The organism is Streptomyces beigongshangae (genome assembly GCF_019710745.1).
Classification (GTDB): domain Bacteria; phylum Actinomycetota; class Actinomycetes; order Streptomycetales; family Streptomycetaceae; genus Streptomyces; species Streptomyces beigongshangae.
Window position 1 is genome coordinate 1 of record NZ_JAHKJW010000038.1, and the last position, 19,361, is coordinate 19,361.

Annotated in this window: 15 protein-coding genes; 8 read left to right on the top strand and 7 right to left on the bottom strand. The window is 72.9% G+C overall.

The window, feature by feature from the left end; genetic code table 11:
- Positions 1-337: 337 nt before the first annotated feature.
- Positions 338-1,534 (top strand): glycoside hydrolase family 64 protein, encoded by a 1,197-nt coding sequence (locus KM933_RS26160; protein ID WP_221356304.1) that lies wholly within the window; start codon positions 338-340, stop codon positions 1,532-1,534.
- A gap of 218 nt (positions 1,535-1,752) precedes the next feature.
- Here KM933_RS26160 and KM933_RS26165 read toward each other — a convergent pair whose 3' ends face one another.
- Positions 1,753-3,822, bottom strand: coding sequence for an FAD-dependent oxidoreductase (locus KM933_RS26165; RefSeq protein ID WP_260334179.1), 2,070 nt, complete (start codon positions 3,820-3,822; stop codon positions 1,753-1,755).
- A gap of 182 nt (positions 3,823-4,004) precedes the next feature.
- Positions 4,005-5,984, bottom strand: a complete 1,980-nt coding sequence (locus KM933_RS26170; protein ID WP_221356305.1) for a glycoside hydrolase family 9 protein — start codon at positions 5,982-5,984, stop codon at positions 4,005-4,007.
- A gap of 162 nt (positions 5,985-6,146) precedes the next feature.
- Here KM933_RS26170 and KM933_RS26175 point away from each other — a divergent pair, with 162 nt between their 5' ends.
- On the top strand, positions 6,147-6,914 hold the full coding sequence (locus KM933_RS26175) for a cobalt-precorrin-6A reductase (protein ID WP_221356419.1): 768 nt from the start codon (positions 6,147-6,149) through the stop codon (positions 6,912-6,914).
- Between the two features lie 36 nt (positions 6,915-6,950).
- Here the strand turns inward: KM933_RS26175 and KM933_RS26180 are convergent, their stop codons facing one another.
- Positions 6,951-7,679, bottom strand: coding sequence for a precorrin-8X methylmutase (locus KM933_RS26180; RefSeq protein ID WP_221356308.1), 729 nt, complete (start codon positions 7,677-7,679; stop codon positions 6,951-6,953).
- Positions 7,680-7,829: 150 nt separating this feature from the next.
- Here KM933_RS26180 and KM933_RS26185 point away from each other — a divergent pair, with 150 nt between their 5' ends.
- Positions 7,830-8,471 (top strand): superoxide dismutase, encoded by a 642-nt coding sequence (locus KM933_RS26185; protein WP_221356309.1) that lies wholly within the window; start codon positions 7,830-7,832, stop codon positions 8,469-8,471.
- A gap of 825 nt (positions 8,472-9,296) precedes the next feature.
- Positions 9,297-9,623: a hypothetical protein gene (locus KM933_RS26190; RefSeq protein ID WP_221356311.1), complete on the top strand. Its 327-nt coding sequence runs from the start codon at positions 9,297-9,299 to the stop codon at positions 9,621-9,623.
- An 81-nt stretch (positions 9,624-9,704) separates the two neighbouring features.
- Here KM933_RS26190 and meaB read toward each other — a convergent pair whose 3' ends face one another.
- From meaB to KM933_RS26205, 3 genes are read right to left on the bottom strand one after another with little or no spacing between them, the layout of a single operon-like run.
- Positions 9,705-10,712: a methylmalonyl Co-A mutase-associated GTPase MeaB gene (gene meaB, locus KM933_RS26195; RefSeq protein WP_221356313.1), complete on the bottom strand. Its 1,008-nt coding sequence runs from the start codon at positions 10,710-10,712 to the stop codon at positions 9,705-9,707.
- Entirely contained in the window at positions 10,709-12,883 is a 2,175-nt protein-coding gene (gene scpA / locus KM933_RS26200) for a methylmalonyl-CoA mutase (RefSeq protein ID WP_221356314.1), read from the bottom strand. The genes meaB and scpA overlap by 4 nt, the downstream gene beginning before the upstream one ends.
- A complete protein-coding gene (locus KM933_RS26205) occupies positions 12,883-14,691 on the bottom strand; it encodes a methylmalonyl-CoA mutase family protein (RefSeq protein WP_221356316.1) in 1,809 nt (602 codons plus the stop codon). The genes scpA and KM933_RS26205 overlap by 1 nt, the downstream gene beginning before the upstream one ends.
- Before the next feature lie 202 nt (positions 14,692-14,893).
- Between KM933_RS26205 and KM933_RS26210 the strand changes: the two genes are divergently transcribed.
- The 4 genes from KM933_RS26210 (at position 14,894) to KM933_RS26225 (ending at position 18,827) form a co-directional block, all read left to right on the top strand.
- Positions 14,894-15,289: a hypothetical protein gene (locus tag KM933_RS26210; protein WP_430727370.1), complete on the top strand. Its 396-nt coding sequence runs from the start codon at positions 14,894-14,896 to the stop codon at positions 15,287-15,289.
- Positions 15,289-17,613, top strand: coding sequence for a heavy metal translocating P-type ATPase (locus KM933_RS26215; protein ID WP_221356318.1), 2,325 nt, complete (start codon positions 15,289-15,291; stop codon positions 17,611-17,613). Before KM933_RS26210 ends, KM933_RS26215 begins: the two co-directional genes overlap by 1 nt.
- A complete protein-coding gene (locus KM933_RS26220; RefSeq protein ID WP_221356321.1) occupies positions 17,610-18,131 on the top strand; it encodes a copper chaperone PCu(A)C in 522 nt (173 codons plus the stop codon). Before KM933_RS26215 ends, KM933_RS26220 begins: the two co-directional genes overlap by 4 nt.
- Positions 18,132-18,227: 96 nt before the next feature.
- Positions 18,228-18,827 carry a sigma-70 family RNA polymerase sigma factor gene (locus KM933_RS26225; RefSeq protein WP_260334180.1) on the top strand — a complete coding sequence of 200 codons (600 nt, stop codon included), beginning with the start codon at positions 18,228-18,230 and terminating at the stop codon, positions 18,825-18,827.
- Positions 18,828-18,915: 88 nt separating this feature from the next.
- On the opposite strand, the gene KM933_RS26230 is transcribed toward KM933_RS26225, so the two are convergent.
- Entirely contained in the window at positions 18,916-19,335 is a 420-nt protein-coding gene (locus tag KM933_RS26230) for an Hsp20/alpha crystallin family protein (protein WP_221356423.1), read from the bottom strand.
- Between the last annotated feature and the right edge of the window lie 26 nt (positions 19,336-19,361).

Below are 19,361 nucleotides of genomic sequence, written 5' to 3' on the forward strand. Positions count from 1 at the left end.
CGCGGGCTCCGTCGCGACGGCCCGCGGCCGACGGGTCGAGCCGCCGCGCTCGGCGGCGGTCGGCGGGAGTCGGCGGCGGTCGTCGTGCGGGCGGGGCGGGCGGACGTGCAGAGCGGGCGGTGCCGGGAAGCCGGCGCCGCCCCGCCCTGAAACCCTGAATCGATGTTGGTCTAGACCTTGACGTGTCCTGTTCATGCAGGCACCCTGAGAGCGCTCTCAATGGACCGTAAGGGTCCGCTTCTCCGTACCTCCGCTCCGGCGGGACGCGGCCCCCCAACCGTCCGTCCGTCGCACTTCAACTCCGGTGGCAACGAGTCCACCTGGCAGGAGGACGAGCATGCTCGCTCTACGGAAAGCGCTGGTAGCGGCAGTCGCCGCGGCGGCCGTCGGCACGGGACTCACGGCGGTGGGCCCGGTGGCCCAGGCCGAGGCCGCGGTGCCGACGACCATCCCGCTCGAACTCAAGAACAGCTCGGGGCGCGGGGACCAGGTCTACGTCTACGTCATCGGGACCCTGCTCTCGACCGGCCAGCAGGGCTGGGCCGACGCGAACGGCACCTTCCACCCCTGGCCCGCCGGCGGCAACCCGCCGACCCCCGCGCCCGACGCGTCGATCGCCGGACCGGCCAACGGCCAGAGCAAGACGATCCGCATGCCGAAGTTCTCCGGCCGGGTCTACTTCTCCTACGGCCAGAAGCTCGTCTTCAAACTGACCACCGGCGGTCTCGTCCAGCCCGCGGTGCAGAACCCCTCCGACCCCAACGCGAACATCCTCTTCAACTGGACGGAGTACACCCTCAACGACTCCGGCCTGTGGATCAACAGCACCCAGGTCGACATGTTCTCGGCCCCGTACGCGGTCGGAGTCAAGAGCGCCGCGGGCACCGTCAAGACCACCGGACACCTGAAGCCCGGCGGCTACACCGCCTTCTTCAACTCCCTGCGGAGCCAGTCCGGCGGCTGGGCCAACCTCATCAGGACCCGGTCCGACGGCACCGTCCTGCGCGCCCTCGCACCCGGCCACGGCATCGAGGCCGGCGCGCTGCCGGGCACCGTCATGAACGACTACATCAACCGGGTGTGGACCAAGTACGCCTCCACCACGCTGACGGTGACACCGTTCGCGAACCAGCCCGCCACCAAGTACTACGGCAGGGTCTCCGGCAACGTCATGAACTTCACCAACGGCTCGGGCGCGGTCGTCACCAGCTTCCAGAAGCCGGACTCGGACAGCGTCTTCGGCTGCTACAAGCACCTGGACGCGCCGAACGACCTGGTGCGCGGCCCGATCTCCCGCACCCTGTGCGCGGGCTACAACCGCTCCACGCTGCTGACCAACCCCAACCAGCCCGACACGAGTTCGGCGGGCTTCTACAAGGACGCGGTGACCAACCACTACTCCAAGAAGATCCACGAGCAGATGGCCGACGGCAAGGCGTACGGGTTCGCCTTCGACGACGTCGGTGCCCACGAGTCGCTGGTCCACGACGGCGACCCGCAGACGGCGTACATCACGCTCGACCCGTTCAGCTGACCGGCCGGCCGTACGGAGGCACGCTCCGGGCCGTCGGCGGTGGACGTCCCTCGCCGACGGCCGCCGGTCTCGGCGAGGGCGGGCCGGTCGCCCCCTCGCCACCCGTACGGCGGGTCCCGGGCAGGAGCGGGGCGGGAACGGGTAGGAGGACGGGAACGGCCGTGAACGGCGCGTCGGGTCCGGGCCCGGGGCCGGCCAGGGGCCCCGGGCGGTCGCCGTCAGCCGGTGTGGACCTTCAGCGCCGTACGGACGGCGGATTCGAGGGCGCCCTCGATCCAGGCGGGCTTGACGGAGGTGTGGCACCCCGCGAAGTGCAGGGGCCCCTCCGACGTGGGGATGTCGGGGAACAGTTCCGCGTGCTGGCCGGGAAAGAGCACGGACGCCTCACCGTAGGCGTAGTGGTCGCGCATCCAGGACTGCGTCTTGCACTTGGTGGTGAAGAACACCTCGCAGCGCCGTCCGAAGACGCCCTGCACCCCGGCGAGCGCCCGCAGGTACCGCTCCTCGTCGGCGTACGCGTCCCACTTCAGGGCGTCGTCGGACCAGCTGTAGGAGGCGAGGACGATGCCGCCGTCGCTGCCCTCCAGGGGGTGGGCGTGCTCGAAGAACATGAAGCGGTTGGCGTTGTCGCTCACGGAGCCGCCGCCACGGACGTGGGCGGCCTCGGGATCGTCCTGCACGGCGGGGCGGAAGGCCGAGAAGCACTTCTTGAGTCCGTCGGGGACCCGCACCCCCAGGTCCCGTACGGACCGGTGTGCGCCGAGGTGTCTGCCGTCCTCGACCCGGCCCGCCGCGTACGCGGCGTGGAGGCCGTCCTCGACGGAGTCCAGCGCCTCCTTCCACTGCTCCTCGGTGAACTCCCACCAGCGCTGCGAGAACTCCAGGAGCACCTTGGTCGCGGCGTCGTAGTGCAGTTCGGTGATCGCCCGGCGCTTTCCGTAGCTCAGCGGCGGGTCGAAGGCCACGTGGCGCAGCCCGGAGAAGGGCACGGTGACGATGACCTCGTCGCCCTCGAAGACCTCCGTGACACCTCCCTCGCCGGTCTGGCAGTCCTCGGACACGGTGTGCACCCGCACCTTGCCGCCGGTACGGTCGCCGCCGGTGCGCTCGATGCGTACGGCACGCCTGTCGAGGCGCACCTTGCCCCTGACCGGTGCGTACAACGCGTCGATCAGCTTGGCGGTGCCTCCCTTCAGCTCCCAGAACTTGGTCCCGGGGTTGATCAGCGCACTGCCCAGGAAGCTGTGCAGGAAGGAGAGGTGCAGCCTCGACGTCAGGTTCTGCACGGTACCGACGAGGTCGATGGTCCTGGTGTCGAGCCCGGCGACCTCGGTGAGGTACCGGTACATGGACCAGTGGCCGTACCGCTCCAGGACCTTGACCCACCCCTCCACGAGGGCCGTGCCCTCCTTGCCGCGGATGAGCAGGTGCGCCGGTTCCAGCGCGGCGGCGAGGATGGCCGAGGCGGTCTTCGTGCGATGGGGGTCCTTGACGCCGAAGGTGTCGTTGATCTTCTCGGGGTGCTTCTCGTAGTCGGCCCGGCGCAGATGGACGCCGTTGATGTGCATCCAGGTGCGGTTGGCGCGCTGCGTCGGGTTGTCGACCTCCACGTCCACCAGCAGGAACTCCTGGCGCGGGAGCTCGAACTTCTCGATCAGCGCCATGAGGAGCGGATGGCTCTCCGGCAGTCGCATCGCCCCCGCCTCGGCGTACTGCCCGGGGTCGGCGAAGGGCTGCTCGCCGTTCTCGTGGCCACCCTTGCGGAAGGTTTTGACACGGCCGCCGACGCGGTTGTCGTTGGCCTCGATCACGACGACGTCGTGGCCCGCCCGGTTGAGCAGGTCGGCGGCGAGCAGGCCGGCCGGTCCGGCCCCGACGATCAGGACCCGCTTCGAGGCCCTGGCGCCGCTCGGGGGCAGCCCTTTCTCCACGGCCTTCAGGTAGGAGGGAACCAGGGGCTTGTCGTGCTGGTCGTAGACGGCGATGGCACGGGCCACCGTGGTGTACCTGGCCGGGTCGACACCGGGCGGCGTCGCGGCCGGTGCCGCGAGGGGTGGCGCGGCCGGGCTCAACGCGGTCGCAGGCACGACCGAGTTGAGCCCGGCGGCGAGCGCCGTGGCACCGGTGACCGTGACGCCGGCCGCCGTGACCACGGAGCGCCGCGTGGGCGCCGCGTCCGTGTCGTTCCGGTTGCCGTCCCTGGCCCTGGCTCTGGGCCTGTCCCTGTCCCCGGCCCCGTTCTTGTTCGGAGGGGTCACGTCCGGAGTGCTCATGTCGTGTGTACTCATCGCGTTCATGCTTGGCGCAAGACCGGTGCGGAACCAGGGAATTCACACGGACGAGGCACCCAAACCACTCGATCCGTCAGTCCTGACGCCCGGCCCGCACACTGCGGTGTGCGACTGGAGACGGTCGCCCCCCTCCCCGGGGATCGCGTCCGTGCCCGACGGCCGGTGCCGGCACGAGTCCGTCAGTGATCGGGGTGATCGGAGCGGTCACCGTGGTCGGCGCGTGCGGTCAGGGCGAAGGCCAGGAGTGCCGTCGTGGTGAAGTCCAGTGCCGGTTCCACGGTCTGCCAGGCGCCCACGTCGTCCAGGTACCGGGCGCCTTTGCCGTCGAAGTCCGTCCAGGCTCCCTCCGGCGGGGCGGCGGCGCACTTCCGCATGGTCGGGAAGCTGTTCAGCTCCTCCAGCGTCGATGCGGCGTTGGGGCCGTTGACCACGGCGCCCCGCAGGACGGCGCCTTTCCCGTCGTGGCTGCCCGCGAGGTTCGCCAGCTGGTGTTCGGGGCAGTGCGGATAGACCTCCCCCGCACCGATCATGAAGCTGGTGCCCCAGGCGTTGGCACCGAGGGCCCAGCCCCGCTGCCGCTCCGCGAAGGCCGCGTAGCGGTCGTCCCCGGTGGCCCCGGCGTACAGCTGTGCGGTGGCCACCAGCCCGAAGGTGTGCGGGACGGCGTCGAAGTCGTCGTAGACGGCACCGGCCCCGAACGGGTCGTGCCCGGCGCGGGCGACCGCGTCGTCCAGCTGGCGGCGCAGGTCCGCGTACAGGTCCGCGGCGCCGGTCCCGTCCACCTCCTCGCCGTCCAGGACGGTGGCGAGGTCGACATGGGCCAGGGCGCTGACGTCCGCGACACCGAGGGTGCCCCGGACGTCGGAGTCCAGGTACGCACCGGCCCAGTGGGCCGCGTCATGGGCCCAGTCGCCCTCCCGGTCGTCCCCCAGCTCCCGTGCCGCCAGCGCCAGTTCGGCGCCGCCGAACTCCATGTCGTCCTGCCACGAGTCCTCGGGGTAGAAGCTGCTCGGGAACGCGGTGAGGAGCGGTTCGCCGGGTTCGGGACCGGTGTCGGCCAGGGCGTAGACGGCGGCGGCCTTGTCCAGCCAGTCCCATGCCTCCTCCTCGTCGGTGGCGGCCGCGCGCTGTGCGGCGAGGGCGAAGGCCGCGGCCACGCGTCCCGCCAGGCCGGCACTGATCTCCTCGCCCGGTCCGGCCGCCCGGAAGACCGGCCGGTGCTTGATCGTGTAGTCCGGGTCGCCCAACGCCACATCGAGCCGGTCGTCGGCCTCCGGCAGCCGCCACACGTCGTGGTCCGTCCGTACGGCCTCGTTGCCCACGCCGATGCCGACCTGCGCGTACAGGGTCTCGCTGTCCTCGTCCCACATCCTGTCCAGCCAGGCCAGCCCGTGCGAGGCCTCGTCGGACAGCTCCACCGGGTCCGGCAGATCGCGCTGCGCCAGCAGGAGCGCGGCGACCGAGTAGGAGGTGGTGCCGGTGAACTTGAGGAAGTCCCCCGCGTCGAACCAGCCGCCCGAGACGTCGACCCCGTCGTCGACCGGGGTCAGCCGCTCGTCGAGCAGCTCGGTGCCCTCCTCGTCGTACTCCGGCGGGGCGTAGACGGTCGCGTCCCGGTCGGCCAGATGGGACGGCCCGTGCCGCAGGACGTGCTCCGGGGCGGGACGAGGGGGATCGGGGCGCACGTCGGCCCCGTCGCGCTGCGCCTGGAGGAAGCGGACGTTGTCCCGGACCAGCGGGGTCATCAGTTCGCGGGCCCCGGCGACCCGGAAGGCGGGCGAACGGCCGGTCGCGGTCCCGGTCAGGACGAGACGGTAGGTGCCGGGGGTGTCCAGCGCGGAGAGGTCGACCGTGCGCACCGAGGGGTACCTGGCGTTCCAGCGCCCCGTGGAGGCACCGAGCCGGCCTGCCGTGACCACGCTGTTCCCGGCGTCCACGACCTCGAAGCGCGCTCCCGCGAACGCGTCCGCGGGCCCCATGACGTAGGCCCGTTTCGTCTCGCCGCGCACATAACCGGCCTGGTCGACCCTGACGGCCACCTCGGTGGCGGCCGGCCCGGTGCCGTCGAGGGGCAGGCCGTACAGGCCCGCGGCGACGAGCAGGGTGCCGAGGCCCGCGGCCGCTGCGGCCAGGAGGACGGGCTTGCGCGGAGAGTTCATGCGCCAACAGTGCCGGACCCTCCCCGGGACCGGGACGACGGGGACCACCCTGCCGCGGCGGGGTGTGCTTGAGTGGAGCGCCGGGCCGTCCACCGCCCGGTCGACGCCCCGCACCACGCTGTTCACGAACGGATCCCGGCCCCCATGCACTCCACGCGCTCCATGCACGTACTGATACTCGGTGGGACGACGGAGGCCCGGCAGCTGGCCGGGCTGCTGCACGGCACCCCCGGCCTGGAGCTGACCAGTTCCCTGGCCGGGCGGGTCGCCAGCCCCCGGCTGCCCCCGGGCGAGGTCCGTGTCGGTGGGTTCGGCGGGGCGGACGGTCTGGCGGCATGGCTGCGCAAGCACTCCGTGGACGTGCTCGTCGACGCCACGCACCCCTTCGCCGGGACCATCGGTTCCCATGCGGTGCGGGCCGCCGCCGTCACCCGGGTGCCCCTGCTGGTGCTGCGCCGTCCCGGCTGGGTTCCGGTCGCGGGCGATGTCTGGCACGAGGCCGGTTCGCTGGAGGCGGCGGCGGCACTGCTGCCGGGGCTCGGGCGCCGGGTGTTCCTCACCACCGGGCGGATGGGCCTGGCCGCGTTCGCGGGCCTGGACGACCTGTGGTTCCTCGTCCGGTCCGTCGACGCACCGGAGCCCCCGTACCCGGCCCGCCTCGAAGTCCTGCTCGACCGCGGCCCCTTCGACCTGGACGGGGAGCGGGAACTGCTGCGCCGCCACCACGTCGACATCGTCGTGACCAAGGACAGCGGGGGCGACGCCACCGCGCCGAAGCTGACCGCCGCGCGTGAAGCCGGGCTGCCGGTGGTCGTGGTCCGCCGGCCACCGGTTCCGCAGGGCGTTCCACTGGCGGCCGATCCGGGGGCGGCGGCGCGCTGGGTCACCCGGCGCCTCGGCGCCATCGGCACTCCGGACGTCACCGGCTGACAGGACCGGGGGAGGGGCGCCCCGCACCCCGTGCCCTCACTCCTCTTCGCTCGCCATCGCGTTGACCGCGGAGGCGGCGATGGCACTGCCGCCGCGACGGCCGCGTACGACCAGGTGCTCCAGGCCGTACGGGTTCGCGGCGAGCGCGTCCTTGGACTCCGCGGCGCCGACGAAGCCGACCGGGACGCCGATCACGGCGGCGGGGCGGGGCGCGCCCTCCGCGATCATCTCCAGGAGGCGGAAGAGGGCGGTGGGCGCGTTGCCGATGGCGACCACGGCACCGTCCATGCGGTCGCGCCACAGTTCCAGGGCGGCGGCGCTGCGGGTGGTGCCGAGCTTCGCGGCCAGGCCGGGCACGGCCGGGTCGGAGAGGGTGCACAGGACGTCGTTGCCGGCGGGCAGCCGCCTGCGGGTCACGCCGGAGGCGACCATCTGCACGTCGCAGAGGACGGGTGCCCCGGCGCGCAGGGCCTCGCGGGCCCTGGCGACCACGTCCGGGCTGTGGGCGAGGTCGCGTACGAGGTCGACCATCCCGCAGGCGTGGATCATGCGTACGGCGACCTGGGCGACATCGGCGGGCAGGGCCGTGAGGTCCGCCTCGGCGCGGATGGTGGCGAAGGACCGGCGGTAGATGGCCGCGCCGTCCTTCTCGTACTCGTACGCGTGGTCGTACTCGTGGTCGTACGTGGTCACGGGATTCTTCTCACTGCTCTCGGTCTCGGCGTACGGCTCGGCCCCGGCGGGGTGCGACCCGGCGGCGAGCATACGTGAGGGGACCGCGGAGGGCGGGCGGGCGTTCGCGACGTCATGTCCCGGAGCCCGTGTCTTGTCGGTTGTCCTGTCGGCGGCGACCACTCTTGCTGCTAGCGTGCAACTGCATATGATTGGCAATAACGAGGTCGAAGGATGTTGGACATGGCGCTCTACACGCTTCCGGAGCTTCCGTACGACTACGCGGAGCTCGAACCGGTCATCAATCCGCAGATCATCGAACTGCACCACGACAAGCACCACGCGGCGTACGTGAAGGGCGCGAACGACACCCTGGAGCAGCTCGCGGAGGCGCGGGACAAGGAGGCGTGGGGCTCGATCAACGGCCTGGAGAAGAGCCTCGCCTTCCACCTTTCGGGCCACATCCTGCACTCCGTCTACTGGCACAACATGACCGGCGACGGAGGCGGCGAGCCCCTCGACGAGGACGGCGTCGGCGAACTCGCGGACGCGATCGCCGAGTCCTTCGGCTCCTTCGCGAAGTTCAAGGCGCAGCTCACCAAGGCGGCGGCGACCACGCAGGGTTCGGGCTGGGGCGTCCTCGCCTACGAACCGCTCAGCGGCCGCCTGATCGTCGAGCAGGTCTACGACCACCAGGGCAACGTCGGCCAGGGCTCCACCCCGATCCTGGTCTTCGACGCCTGGGAGCACGCCTTCTACCTCCAGTACAAGAACCAGAAGGTCGACTTCATCGACGCCATGTGGGCCGTCGTCAACTGGCAGGACGTGTCGAGGCGTTACACCGCCGCCAAGGAGCGCGGCGACAGCCTGCTGCTCGCCCCGTGACGCGGTAGGCGTCCGTCGACGGCCGCCGCCATCGCCGACCATGGCGGCGGCCGTCCGGCCACCCTGTCAGGAAGGGGCGGCCTTCGTCCCTCCCCGGGGGTGGGGCATTTCATGGCACTTCGCGAAGCGGGGCAGGACGGTGGCGGATCAGGCCATGACCGCCAGGGCCAGCGCCGCCAAGGTCAGCGCCGTCAGCACTGTGAGCGCGGCCACCGGGAGCGTCACCTGCCGGACCCGCCCGATCCGGGCACGCACGCTTCGCACGCGGCGCTCGACGCGTCCACCGGGTGCGGGTGCGGGTGCGGGTGCGGGTGCGGGTGCGGATCCAGGTTCGCGTTCCCCTGTACGACCGGGACCGAGGAGGATGCTGCACCAACGGCAGTCACTCTCCTCGGCCGGCCGGGACGCACCCGCCGCACCCGGTACTTGTGCGAAGGCCGCCGTGGGCCCGACCTCGTCCCATGTCGTCATGGCACGTCCAACGACGGCCCTCACGCCGGGCCACGCCCGGGGAGGCCATCGTGACGGGGTCGTCACCGGGTCTTTACCGGCCCTGAACACGGCAAGTAGCCGTGGCAGACAGCTCCGGCAAGTGGTCCTGGCAAATCGTTTTGGCATACGCCTGCACCCAGGGCGGAACCATGGGATCCGGTCCTGTCGCCAGGGGTCACCGAAAGGGTGAAAGCCGCGTCCTGCGACCGGCCGGTGAAACCCCGTGGAGCGCCATGGGGCGAGCGGGGTACCCGTATGCCGTCCGTGGTCCTCGTTGCACGGGGGCCACCGCCACCGCGTACCGTGGGGCCCTCACGACCGGAGGTCATACACATGTCCGCGCTACCGCACGAGCCGAGTACAGAGGCATCCTCGGACCCGTACGCGTTCGAGTTCGCCGACGGTCCGCAGACGCTCGCCGAGCTGCGTGCCGCGCTCGCGGAGATCAACCCCGAGGTGCTGACCGCTTTCGACGCGCGGCTCGACGCCGCGACGTTCGGCTGGGACCACGACGAGGTCATCGCCAAGGCCCGCCGGGCCGTGGCGTTCTCGAAGCGGGCCCGGGCGGCCGCCGAAGCGGCCGCCCGGGAGGAAGCGGCCGGGGCCCAGCGGGTCGACGACCCGTGGGCCCACCTCGATGTGCGGGACAGCACCCCGTGACCCACTGACCGTGACCCGCTGACCCGCTGACCCGCTGACCCGCTGGGCCGCACGTCCCGGACCCGCGGGCCCGGGACCCCGTCAGCCGTCCGTCCCCGCTCCCGTCCCCGCCGCTGTCCCGCCGAACGCCCGCAGGATGCGCTCGGCGGCCAGCGTGGCCGTCAACTCGCCCTGCCGCACCCGCTGTTCCAGCTCGGGCGCCAGGGCCCGTACGGCCGGGTCCGCGTGCAGCCGGCCCAGCAGCTCCTCGCGGACCATCGTCCAGGTCCAGTCGACCTGCTGGTCGCGGCGTTTCGCGGCGAGCCGGCCGGAGGAGTCGAGCAGCGCACGGTGCTGTTCGAGACGCTCCCAGACCTCGTCCAGGCCCGCCGACTCGCGGGCGCTGCAGCTCAGCACCGGCGGGGTCCAGACCGCGTCCTTGCCGTGCATCAGCCGCAGGGCGCCCGCCAGCTCCCGTGCCGCGGCCCGCGCGTCACGCTCGTGGGGGCCGTCCGCCTTGTTGACGGCGATCACGTCCGCCAGTTCCAGGACGCCCTTCTTGATGCCCTGGAGCTGGTCGCCGGTACGGGCCAGCGTCAGCAGCAGGAAGGAGTCGACCATGTTCGCGACCGCGGTCTCGGACTGGCCGACGCCGACCGTCTCCACCAGCACCACGTCGTAGCCCGCGGCCTCCATGACGACGATCGACTCACGGGTCGCCTTGGCCACCCCGCCGAGGGTGCCCGCGGTGGGGGAGGGGCGGATGAAGGCCGCCGGGTCCACGGCCAGGCGCTCCATCCGGGTCTTGTCGCCCAGGATGGAGCCGCCCGTGCGGCTGGAGGACGGGTCCACGGCGAGCACCGCCACCCGGTGGCCGAGCCCGGTGAGCATCGTGCCGAACGCGTCGATGAACGTCGACTTGCCGACCCCCGGGACGCCGCTGACGCCGATCCGCCGCGCCCGGCCGCTGTGCGGGAGCAGCTCGGTCAGCAGCTCCTGCGCCAGCGCCCGGTGCCGCGGCCGGGTGGACTCGACGAGGGTGATGGCGCGCGCGACGAGCGCGCGCTTCCCGTCGAGCACGCCCTTGACGTAGGTGTCGAGTTCGATCACAGGTCGTGCCCGAGCCCGGTCGAGAGCCGCCGGACCAGGTCGTACGCCGCGTCCGGGATCACCGTCCCGGGCGGGAACACGGCCGCCGCGCCCATCTCCAGCAGGGTCGGCACGTCCTGCGGCGGGATCACCCCGCCGACGACGATCATGATGTCCTCCCGGCCCTCCGCCGCCAGCTCCTCCCGCAGCGCCGGTACGAGGGTCAGGTGCCCGGCGGCCAGCGACGAGACGCCCACGATGTGCACGTCCGCCTCCACCGCCTGACGGGCCACCTCGGCGGGCGTCTGGAACAGCGGGCCGACGTCGACGTCGAAGCCGAGGTCGGCGAAGGCGGTCGCGATGACCTTCTGGCCGCGGTCGTGGCCGTCCTGGCCCATCTTGGCGACCAGGATGCGCGGGCGGCGGCCCTCGGCCTCCTCGAAGGAGTCGACGAGCGCACGGGTGCGGCCCACGGACGGGGACTCGCCTGCTTCGTTGCGGTACACACCGGCGATCGTACGGATCTGGCCCGCGTGCCGCCCGTACACCTTCTCCAGGGCGTCGGAGATCTCCCCGACGGTGGCCTTGGCGCGGGCCGCGTGCACCGCCAGCTCCAGCAGGTTGCCCTCGCCGCCGGCCGCCCGGGTCAGGGCGTCGAGCGCGTCCCGGCAGGCCCGCTCGTCGCGCTCCGCCCGCAGCCGCCGCAGCTTCTCGATCTGCTGGGCGCGCACGGAGGAGTTGTCGACGGTGAGGACGTCGATCTGCTCGTCGGTCCCGACGCGGTACTTGTTGACGCCGACGACCGGCTGGCGGCCGGAGTCGATCCGCGCCTGGGTGCGGGCCGCGGCCTCCTCCACCCGGAGCTTGGGGATGCCCGCGTCGATGGCCTGCGCCATACCGCCCGCGGCCTCGACCTCCTCGATGTGCTGCCAGGTCCGGCGGGCGAGGTCGTACGTCAGCTTCTCGACGTACGCGCTGCCGCCCCACGGGTCGATGACCCGGGTCGTGCCCGACTCCTGCTGGATCAGCAGCTGGGTGTTGCGGGCGATGCGCGCCGAGAAGTCGGTGGGCAGGGCGAGCGCCTCGTCGAGGGCGTTGGTGTGCAGCGACTGGGTGTGGCCCTGGGTCGCCGCCATCGCCTCCACACAGGTGCGCGTCACGTTGTTGAACACGTCCTGCGCCGTCAGCGACCAGCCCGAGGTCTGCGAATGGGTGCGCAGGGAGAGGGACTTGGCGTTCTTCGGGTCGAACTGCCTCACCAGCTTCGCCCACAGCAGGCGCGCCGCGCGCAGCTTGGCGACCTCCATGAAGAAGTTCATGCCGATCGCCCAGAAGAAGGACAGCCGCGGCGCGAACGCGTCGACGTCCAGGCCGGCCCCGCGGCCCGCGCGGATGTACTCGACACCGTCCGCGAGCGTGTACGCCAGCTCCAGGTCGGCCGTCGCGCCCGCCTCCTGGATGTGGTAGCCCGAGATGGAGATGGAGTTGTAGCGCGGCATCCGCTGCGAGGTGTACGAGAAGATGTCGGAGATGATCCGCATCGACGGCTTCGGCGGATAGATGTAGGTGTTGCGGACCATGAACTCCTTGAGGATGTCGTTCTGGATGGTCCCGGCCAGCTTCTCCGGCGGTACGCCCTGCTCCTCCGCCGCCACGATGTACAGCGCGAGGATCGGCAGCACGGCGCCGTTCATCGTCATCGAGACGGTCATCCTGTCCAGCGGGATGCCGTCGAAGAGCTGACGCATGTCGAGGATCGAGTCGATGGCCACACCCGCCATGCCGACGTCACCCGTCACACGCGGGTGGTCGCTGTCGTAGCCGCGGTGGGTGGGCAGGTCGAAGGCGACCGACAGGCCCTTCTGGCCGGCGGCGAGGTTGCGCCGGTAGAAGGCGTTGGACTCCTCGGCCGTGGAGAAGCCCGCGTACTGGCGGATCGTCCAGGGCTGGTTGACGTACATCGTGGGGTAGGGGCCGCGCAGGTACGGCGCCACACCCGGGTAGGTGCCCAGGAAGTCGAGGCCCTCCAGGTCACGGCCGGTGTACAGCGGCTTGACCGCGATGCCCTCCGGGGTCTCCCAGAACGCCTCGTCGCCGCCGGTCGCGTTCTTGACGGCCCGGCGCCAGTCCTCGGCGCCGGCCGCGGCGGCCGGGGTCCCCAGGCCGATCCCGGAGAAGTCGGGGATTCCCATCAGGACACTCCCATGCGGTCGAGGGTGGCGGAGAGCACGGCGACGGCGTCGCAGCCCGCGAAGACGTACGCGTCGACATCCGGGTACTGCCCGGGACGGCCGGCCAGGAACACCTGCCGGGCGCCCGCCGCCCGCAGGGCCCGGGCGGTGTCCGCGGCCTGCTCCCCGTACAGCGCGTCGCTGGAGCACAGGCACGCCTCGGTGGCCCCGCTGTCCTCGAAGGAGCCCTCGGTGACGGGCTCGATGCCACCGGCCTGGAACAGGTTGGCGGCGAAGGTGGTCCGGGCGGTGTGGGCGGCGGCGGGGCCGATGGTGGCGAGGTAGACGCGCGGCCGGGTCCCGGTGGCCGCCAGGTGTGCGTCGGAACGGGCCCGCAGCGCCTCGTACGCCTCGTCGCGCCGTACCTTCGGCAGTCCGCCGGACGGCGGCTCGGGAGCGGGTTCGCGCTCCACGGCGGGCTCGGCGAGGTTCGGGAACTCGCTGACCCCGGTGACGGGCTCGCGCCGCGTGGCGAGCTTCGCGCTGCGCGCCCGCCAGGTGTCCGCCAGGTCCTGGCCGAGGCGGCCCGAGCGCAGGGCGGTCGCCTGACCGCCGAGGCCCTCGATGTGCTGGAAGAACTCCCAAGCGGCGTGGGCCAGTTCGTCCGTGAGGCGCTCCACGTACCAGGAGCCGCCGGCCGGGTCGATCACCCGTGCCAGGTGCGACTCCTCGATGAGGATCGTCGAGGTGTTGCGGGCGATGCGGCGGGCGAAGGCGTCCGGCAGTCCGAGGGCGTGGTCGAAGGGGAGCACGGTGACGGCGTCGGCGCCGCCGACCCCGGCGGCGAGCGTGGCGATGGTCGTGCGCAGCATGTTCACGTACGGATCGCGGCGCGACATCATCACCGGGGACGTGACGGCGTGCTGCGGCCGCGCGCCCGCCTCCGGCGCCCCGCACACCTCGGCGACCCGCGCCCACAGACGGCGCGCGGCACGCAGCTTGGCGATGGTCAGGAACTGGTCGGCGGTGGCCGCGTACCTGAACTCCAGCTGCCCGCACGCCTGTTCCACGGAGAGCCCGGCCCCGGTCAGCTCCCGCAGATAGGCGACCGCGGTCGCCAGGGAGGCACCCAGCTCCTGCGCGGCCGAGCCGCCCGCCTCGTGGTACGGCAGCGCGTCGACGGTCAGCGCCCGCAGCCCCGGGTACGCGTCGGCGCACCGCCGGGCCAGCGCGGCGGCCGGCGCGAAGGGCAACGCCTCGCCGGTACGCGCCTCGTGACCCAGCGGGTCCGCGCCGAGGCTGCCGCGTACGGCGTCCCCGGCGACGGCCCGCTCCCCGTACAGCCGCAGCAGTTCCCCGGCGGCCGACTCGGTGTCACGTCCCGCGTCGAGGACGACGGGCGCCAGGTCGAGGTGGACGCCGTCGAGGACCCGGGCCAGCGAGGACACGGGGAAGCCGCCCTCGCCGACGACCAGCCAGAGCGAGGTGACCCCGTTCTCCAGGTCCGCGAGGACCGCGGCGTTGTCGGCCGTCGTGTGCCGCTGGCGCACGCCCCAGCCGCCCACGGTGTTCCCCTCGGGCCGGCCGCCTCGTACGAAGGGCGCGAAGCCGGGGAGACCGGGATCGGGAATGTCGTCGTGCGCCGTGTAGAGAGGGCGGGTGGTGAGTCCGTCCTCCAGCGCGGTGGACAGGGCTGCCTCCGCCGTCTCGTCCGAGACATCCTTGCCCGACTTGCTGAGCACGCCCGCCACCAGGCGGCGCCACTGCTCATGTGTCGCGGAAGGAAACTCGGCGGCCAGCGGGAGCCCGTCATTGGGCAGGACCGTCATGCTCGGATGCTAGGGCAGATTCCGCGGGCCGTAGCAGAGGCCGACGCTGTGACCTTGGCCTCTTGGATTTTAGGACCTTCTCCCCGGCTTTCGTGGCAACCCCTGCGGGCCCCTGTTCGGGTTCCGCGGACCCCGGTTCCGGCTCCGCGGGCCCGGTTCCGGGCCGTTCGCCGGGCGCCGTCCCCCGTGTGACCCGGGCCACATGCGCACCGAGGAACCCGACCCGGCACGGTCCCGACTACTGGGGCGGTACGGCGCGATCCGAGTGACGTCGTACGACGCCGTACGACATGACCTGGAGACGCGGTTGATGGACGAGTCCCGGCAATCCCCTGCACCCCCCGTGCCCCGTACGGTCGCGCTCCTGCGCGGCGCGGCACCTCCGCCCGCCCTCTGCGGCTTCCTCCTGCTGCTGGTCCTGGTCTTCACGGCCTCCCACGCCGCCGGGGCCTCCGCCGGGCCGGTCGCGCCCGGCATGCACGGCACCGGGACGAGCGGTACGGGCGGCGGTGGCACCTCCGACATGGAGGACATGGGCGGCATGGAGGACATGGGGGAGACCGGTGGCACGGGCGACCCGCGGGAAGGCGGCCACTGATGGGCGCGGAACCGGCCACCGCCCTGCTGGTCACCGATCTCACCGTGGGCGGGATGACCTGTGGGGCCTGTGTGAGCCGTGTCGAGAAGAAGCTCGGCAGGCTGGCAGGGGTCACGGCGACCGTCAACCTGGCCACCGGGAAGGCCCGCGTGACCCATCCGGCGGACATCGGCCCCGGCGAACTCGTGGCCACCGTGGAGAAGGCCGGCTACACGGCCGCCGTACCCGCGCCTCCACCCGTAACCGCAACCGCATCCGCATCCGCATCCGCACCGGTCGGGCACGGACGGCGGGGACAGCACGACGTGCCGGAAGCCGCGGACGGCGACGGGTCCGAGGACCTGCGGCCCGAACGCGACCGGCTGGTGGTCACGGCCCTGCTCGCCCTGCCCGTCCTCGTCCTGTCGATGGTGCCCGCGCTCCAGTTCCGCAACTGGCAGTGGCTGTGCTTCGCCCTCGCCGCGCCCGTCGCGGTGTGGAGTTCCTGGCCCTTCCACGTACGCGCGGCACGCGGACTGCGGCACTCCACGGCGACCATGGACACCCTGGTCTCCCTGGGCGTGCTGGCCTCCTTCTCCTGGTCGGCGTACGCCCTCTTCCTCGGCGGCGCCGGTGATCCCCGGACGCGGATGCCGTTCACGCTCGTGCCCTCCGTGTCGGACGGCGTCGCGCACCTCTACCTCGAAGCCGCGGTCGGCGTACCGCTGTTCGTGCTGGCGGGCCGCTTCCTGGAGGCGCGGGCCCGGCACGGGACCGGGGCGGCACTGCGGTCGCTGGCCCGGCTCGCGGCCAAGGAGGTGTCCGTGCGCGAGAACGGCACCGAACGGCTCGTCGCCATCGAGGAGTTGCGCGCCGGACAGGTCTTCGCCGTACGGCCGGGGGAGCGGTTCGCCACCGACGGGGAGGTGGTGGAGGGCAGTTCCGCGGTGGATCCGTCCCTGGTCACGGGGGAGACCGGGCCGGTCGAGATCGGGCCCGGGTCGGCCGTGACCGGCGGGGCCGTCAACGCCGGTGGACTGCTGCTCGTACGGGCCACGGCCGTCGGCGCGGACACCCGACTCGCCCGCATCACCCGGCTGGTGACGGACGCACAGGCCGGGAAGGCGCGTGCCCAGCGGCTGGCCGACACGGTGGCCGGTGTGTTCGTGCCCGTCGTCCTGGCGCTGGCCGTGACCACGCTCGGATTCTGGCTGGGCGCCGGTGCCGACGCCCAGGCCGCCGTCACCGCGTGCGTGGCCGTCCTGGTCGTGGCCTGCCCGTGCGCCCTGGGCCTCGCCACCCCGACCGCGCTGATGGCCGCGACCGGCCGGGGAGCCCAGTTGGGTGTCCTGGTCACCGGGCCGCAGGCACTGGAAGGGCTGCGGCACGTCGACGCCGTCGTCCTGGACAAGACCGGCACGCTCACCTCCGGCCGTACGGCCGTCGCCGCGGTCACCGCCGTACCGGGCGGGCTCGGACGCGAGGAGGTGGTCCGGCTGGCGGGAGCCGTCGAGCAGGGCTCGGAGCATCCGCTCGGCCGGGCCGTCGCCGCGTACGCCCGGCGGGAACCGCCCGGCCGGCCGCTGCCGGACGTCAGCGGGTTCACCGCCCTGCCGGGGCGTGGAGTACGTGGCCGGGTCGAAGGACGCCTCGTCGAGGTGCTCGCCCCGGACGACGGGCTCCCCGCGGAACTGGCGGACGCCCTGGCGGCGGCCGGGACCACCGCCCGCACCCCCGTCGTGGTGCGGGTGGACGGCACGGCCGAAGCGCTGATCGAGATCGGTGACACCGTACGGCCCGGCAGCTACCGGGCCGTCGAACGGCTGCGGCGGCTCGGCGTGCGCCCCGTGCTCGCGACCGGTGACCGCGAGGCGCCCGCGACGGCCGTCGCGGACGCCCTGCGGATCGACGAGGTGCACGCCCGCCGTACGCCCGAGGGCAAGGCCGAGCTCGTACGGGACCTGCGGGAGCAGGGGTACCGGGTCGCGGTCGTCGGCGACGGCGTCAACGACGCCGCCGCCCTCGCCGGTGCCGATCTGGGCATCGCCATGGGGAGCGGCACCGACGTGGCCATCGGAGCCGCCGACGTCACGCTGGTGCGCGGCGACATCGAGACCCTGGCGGACGCGGTCCTGCTGGCCCGGCGCACGCTGAGCACCATGCGCGTCAACCTCGTGTGGGCCTTCGGCTACAACGCCGTCACCGTGCCGCTCGCCATGGTCGGCCTGCTCGACCCGATGCTCGCCGCGCTGGCCATGTCGGCCAGTTCGGTGCTCGTCGTCGCCAACAGCCTGCGCCTGCGCGCCTGGCAGCCCCCGTCCGCGCCCCGGGGACGCACCCGGTGACCGGCCGGACCCTCCGGCGGCCGACACGCGGCCGGCTCACCGACGCCCTGGCCGCCGCCCTCGCGCCCGTCGCCGCCTGCGTCCTCGCCCTCGGCGGGCTGAGCCTGTGGACCGTCCTCGGCAACGCGGGCAGCCCGGCCCGGATCGCGGTCACCGGCGGGCGGCTGTTCCTGCCCACCGGCGACACCCCGGACACGGCGGCCTTCTTCCGGATCACCAACAGCGGGGGTTCGGGGGACCGGCTGCTGAAGGTGACCTCCGCCGAGGTCGACGGTGCCGCCAGCCTCAGCCGCCACCGCATGACCGGCGCCCGCTCGGCCTCCGCGCGGACGGTGGACTCGGTCCCGGTCCCGGCCGGCGACAGCGTCACCATGTCCCCGGGCGGTCTCGACGTGGTCGTGCCGGCGGACCCGGACTGGGAGATCGGCGACCTCGTCGCGTTCACCCTGCACTTCGAGCGCAGTGGCCCGGTACGGAGCGAGGCGGTCGTGGACCGGCCCGGTCAGGGAGGGAACTGACCGACGGACGACCACCGACGGACGACCACCGACGGGCGACGGCCGACGGGCCTCATGGACGAACGGACCCGGCAGGGCTGTGAGAGGAGGGCCGTCATGACGGCCGGGCCGGACGCGCCGGCGTCGCGCGACGACTCCGCCACCGCCTGGGCGCTGGCGGCCCGTGGCGGTGACCCCGACGCCGCCGAACGGTTCGTACGGGCCCTGTCCCCCGACGTCGTCCGCTACCTCACCCGTGCCGGCGTCGACCACCAGGCCGCCGACGACCTGGTCCAGGACACGTTCCTGCGGGCCCTGGGCAGCCTGCACCGGTTCGAGGGACGCTCGTCGGCGCGTACCTGGCTGCTGTCCATCGCGCGCCGCGCGGTGGCCGACAGCCTGCGGTACGCGGCCGCACGACCGGGCCCGGCCGGCGCAGCCGACCGGACGGTGTGCGCCGACCGGGTCCTGCCCGGCGGACCGCCCGGCTTCGAGGAGGGCGTGGCGCTGCTCGACCTCCTGGACGCGCTGGCCCCCGAGCGCCGCCGGGCGTTCGTCCTCACCCAACTGGCGGGACTGCCCTACGAGGAGGCCGCCGAGGTGTGCGGCTGCCCCGTCGGGACGATCCGCTCGCGGGTGGCGCGGGCCCGCGCCACCCTCGTCGCGCTCCTCGCCGAGGCGGAGGGGCCCTCCGCGGTCACCCCGCCCCCTCGGTGACGGCCGCCCGGACGACGACCCGCCCGCTCTGCGAACGCGGCGCCGCCCCACGGGGGACATCCGTGGGGCGGCGCTCGGCGGGTGGGCGTCAGCGGTTGAGCTGCTTGTGGTCGCTGTCGCCGGAGATGTGGATGCGGCGCGGCTTGGCCTGCTCGGCCACGGGGATGCGCAGTGTCAGGACACCGGCGGCGTACGAGGCGTCGATCCGCTCCGAGTCCAGGGTCTCGCCCAGGAAGAGCTGCCGGGTGAAGGTGCCGGTGGGACGCTCGGCGACGATCACTTCGGCACCCTCGGGGGCGGGGGAACGGCGTTCGGCGCGTACGTTGAGCACGTTCCGCTCGACGTCCAGGTCGATGCTCTCCGGGTCGATGCCGGGGAGATCGAAGTGGACGATGAAGTCGTCGCCGGAGCGGTAGGCGTCCATCTGCATCGCCGCGGGGCGAGAGGGGCCGAAGACCTGCTGGCTGAGGCGGTCGAGTTCGCGGAACGGGTCGGTGCGCATGAGCATCACGGGTCACTCCTTCCTGGTGTCAC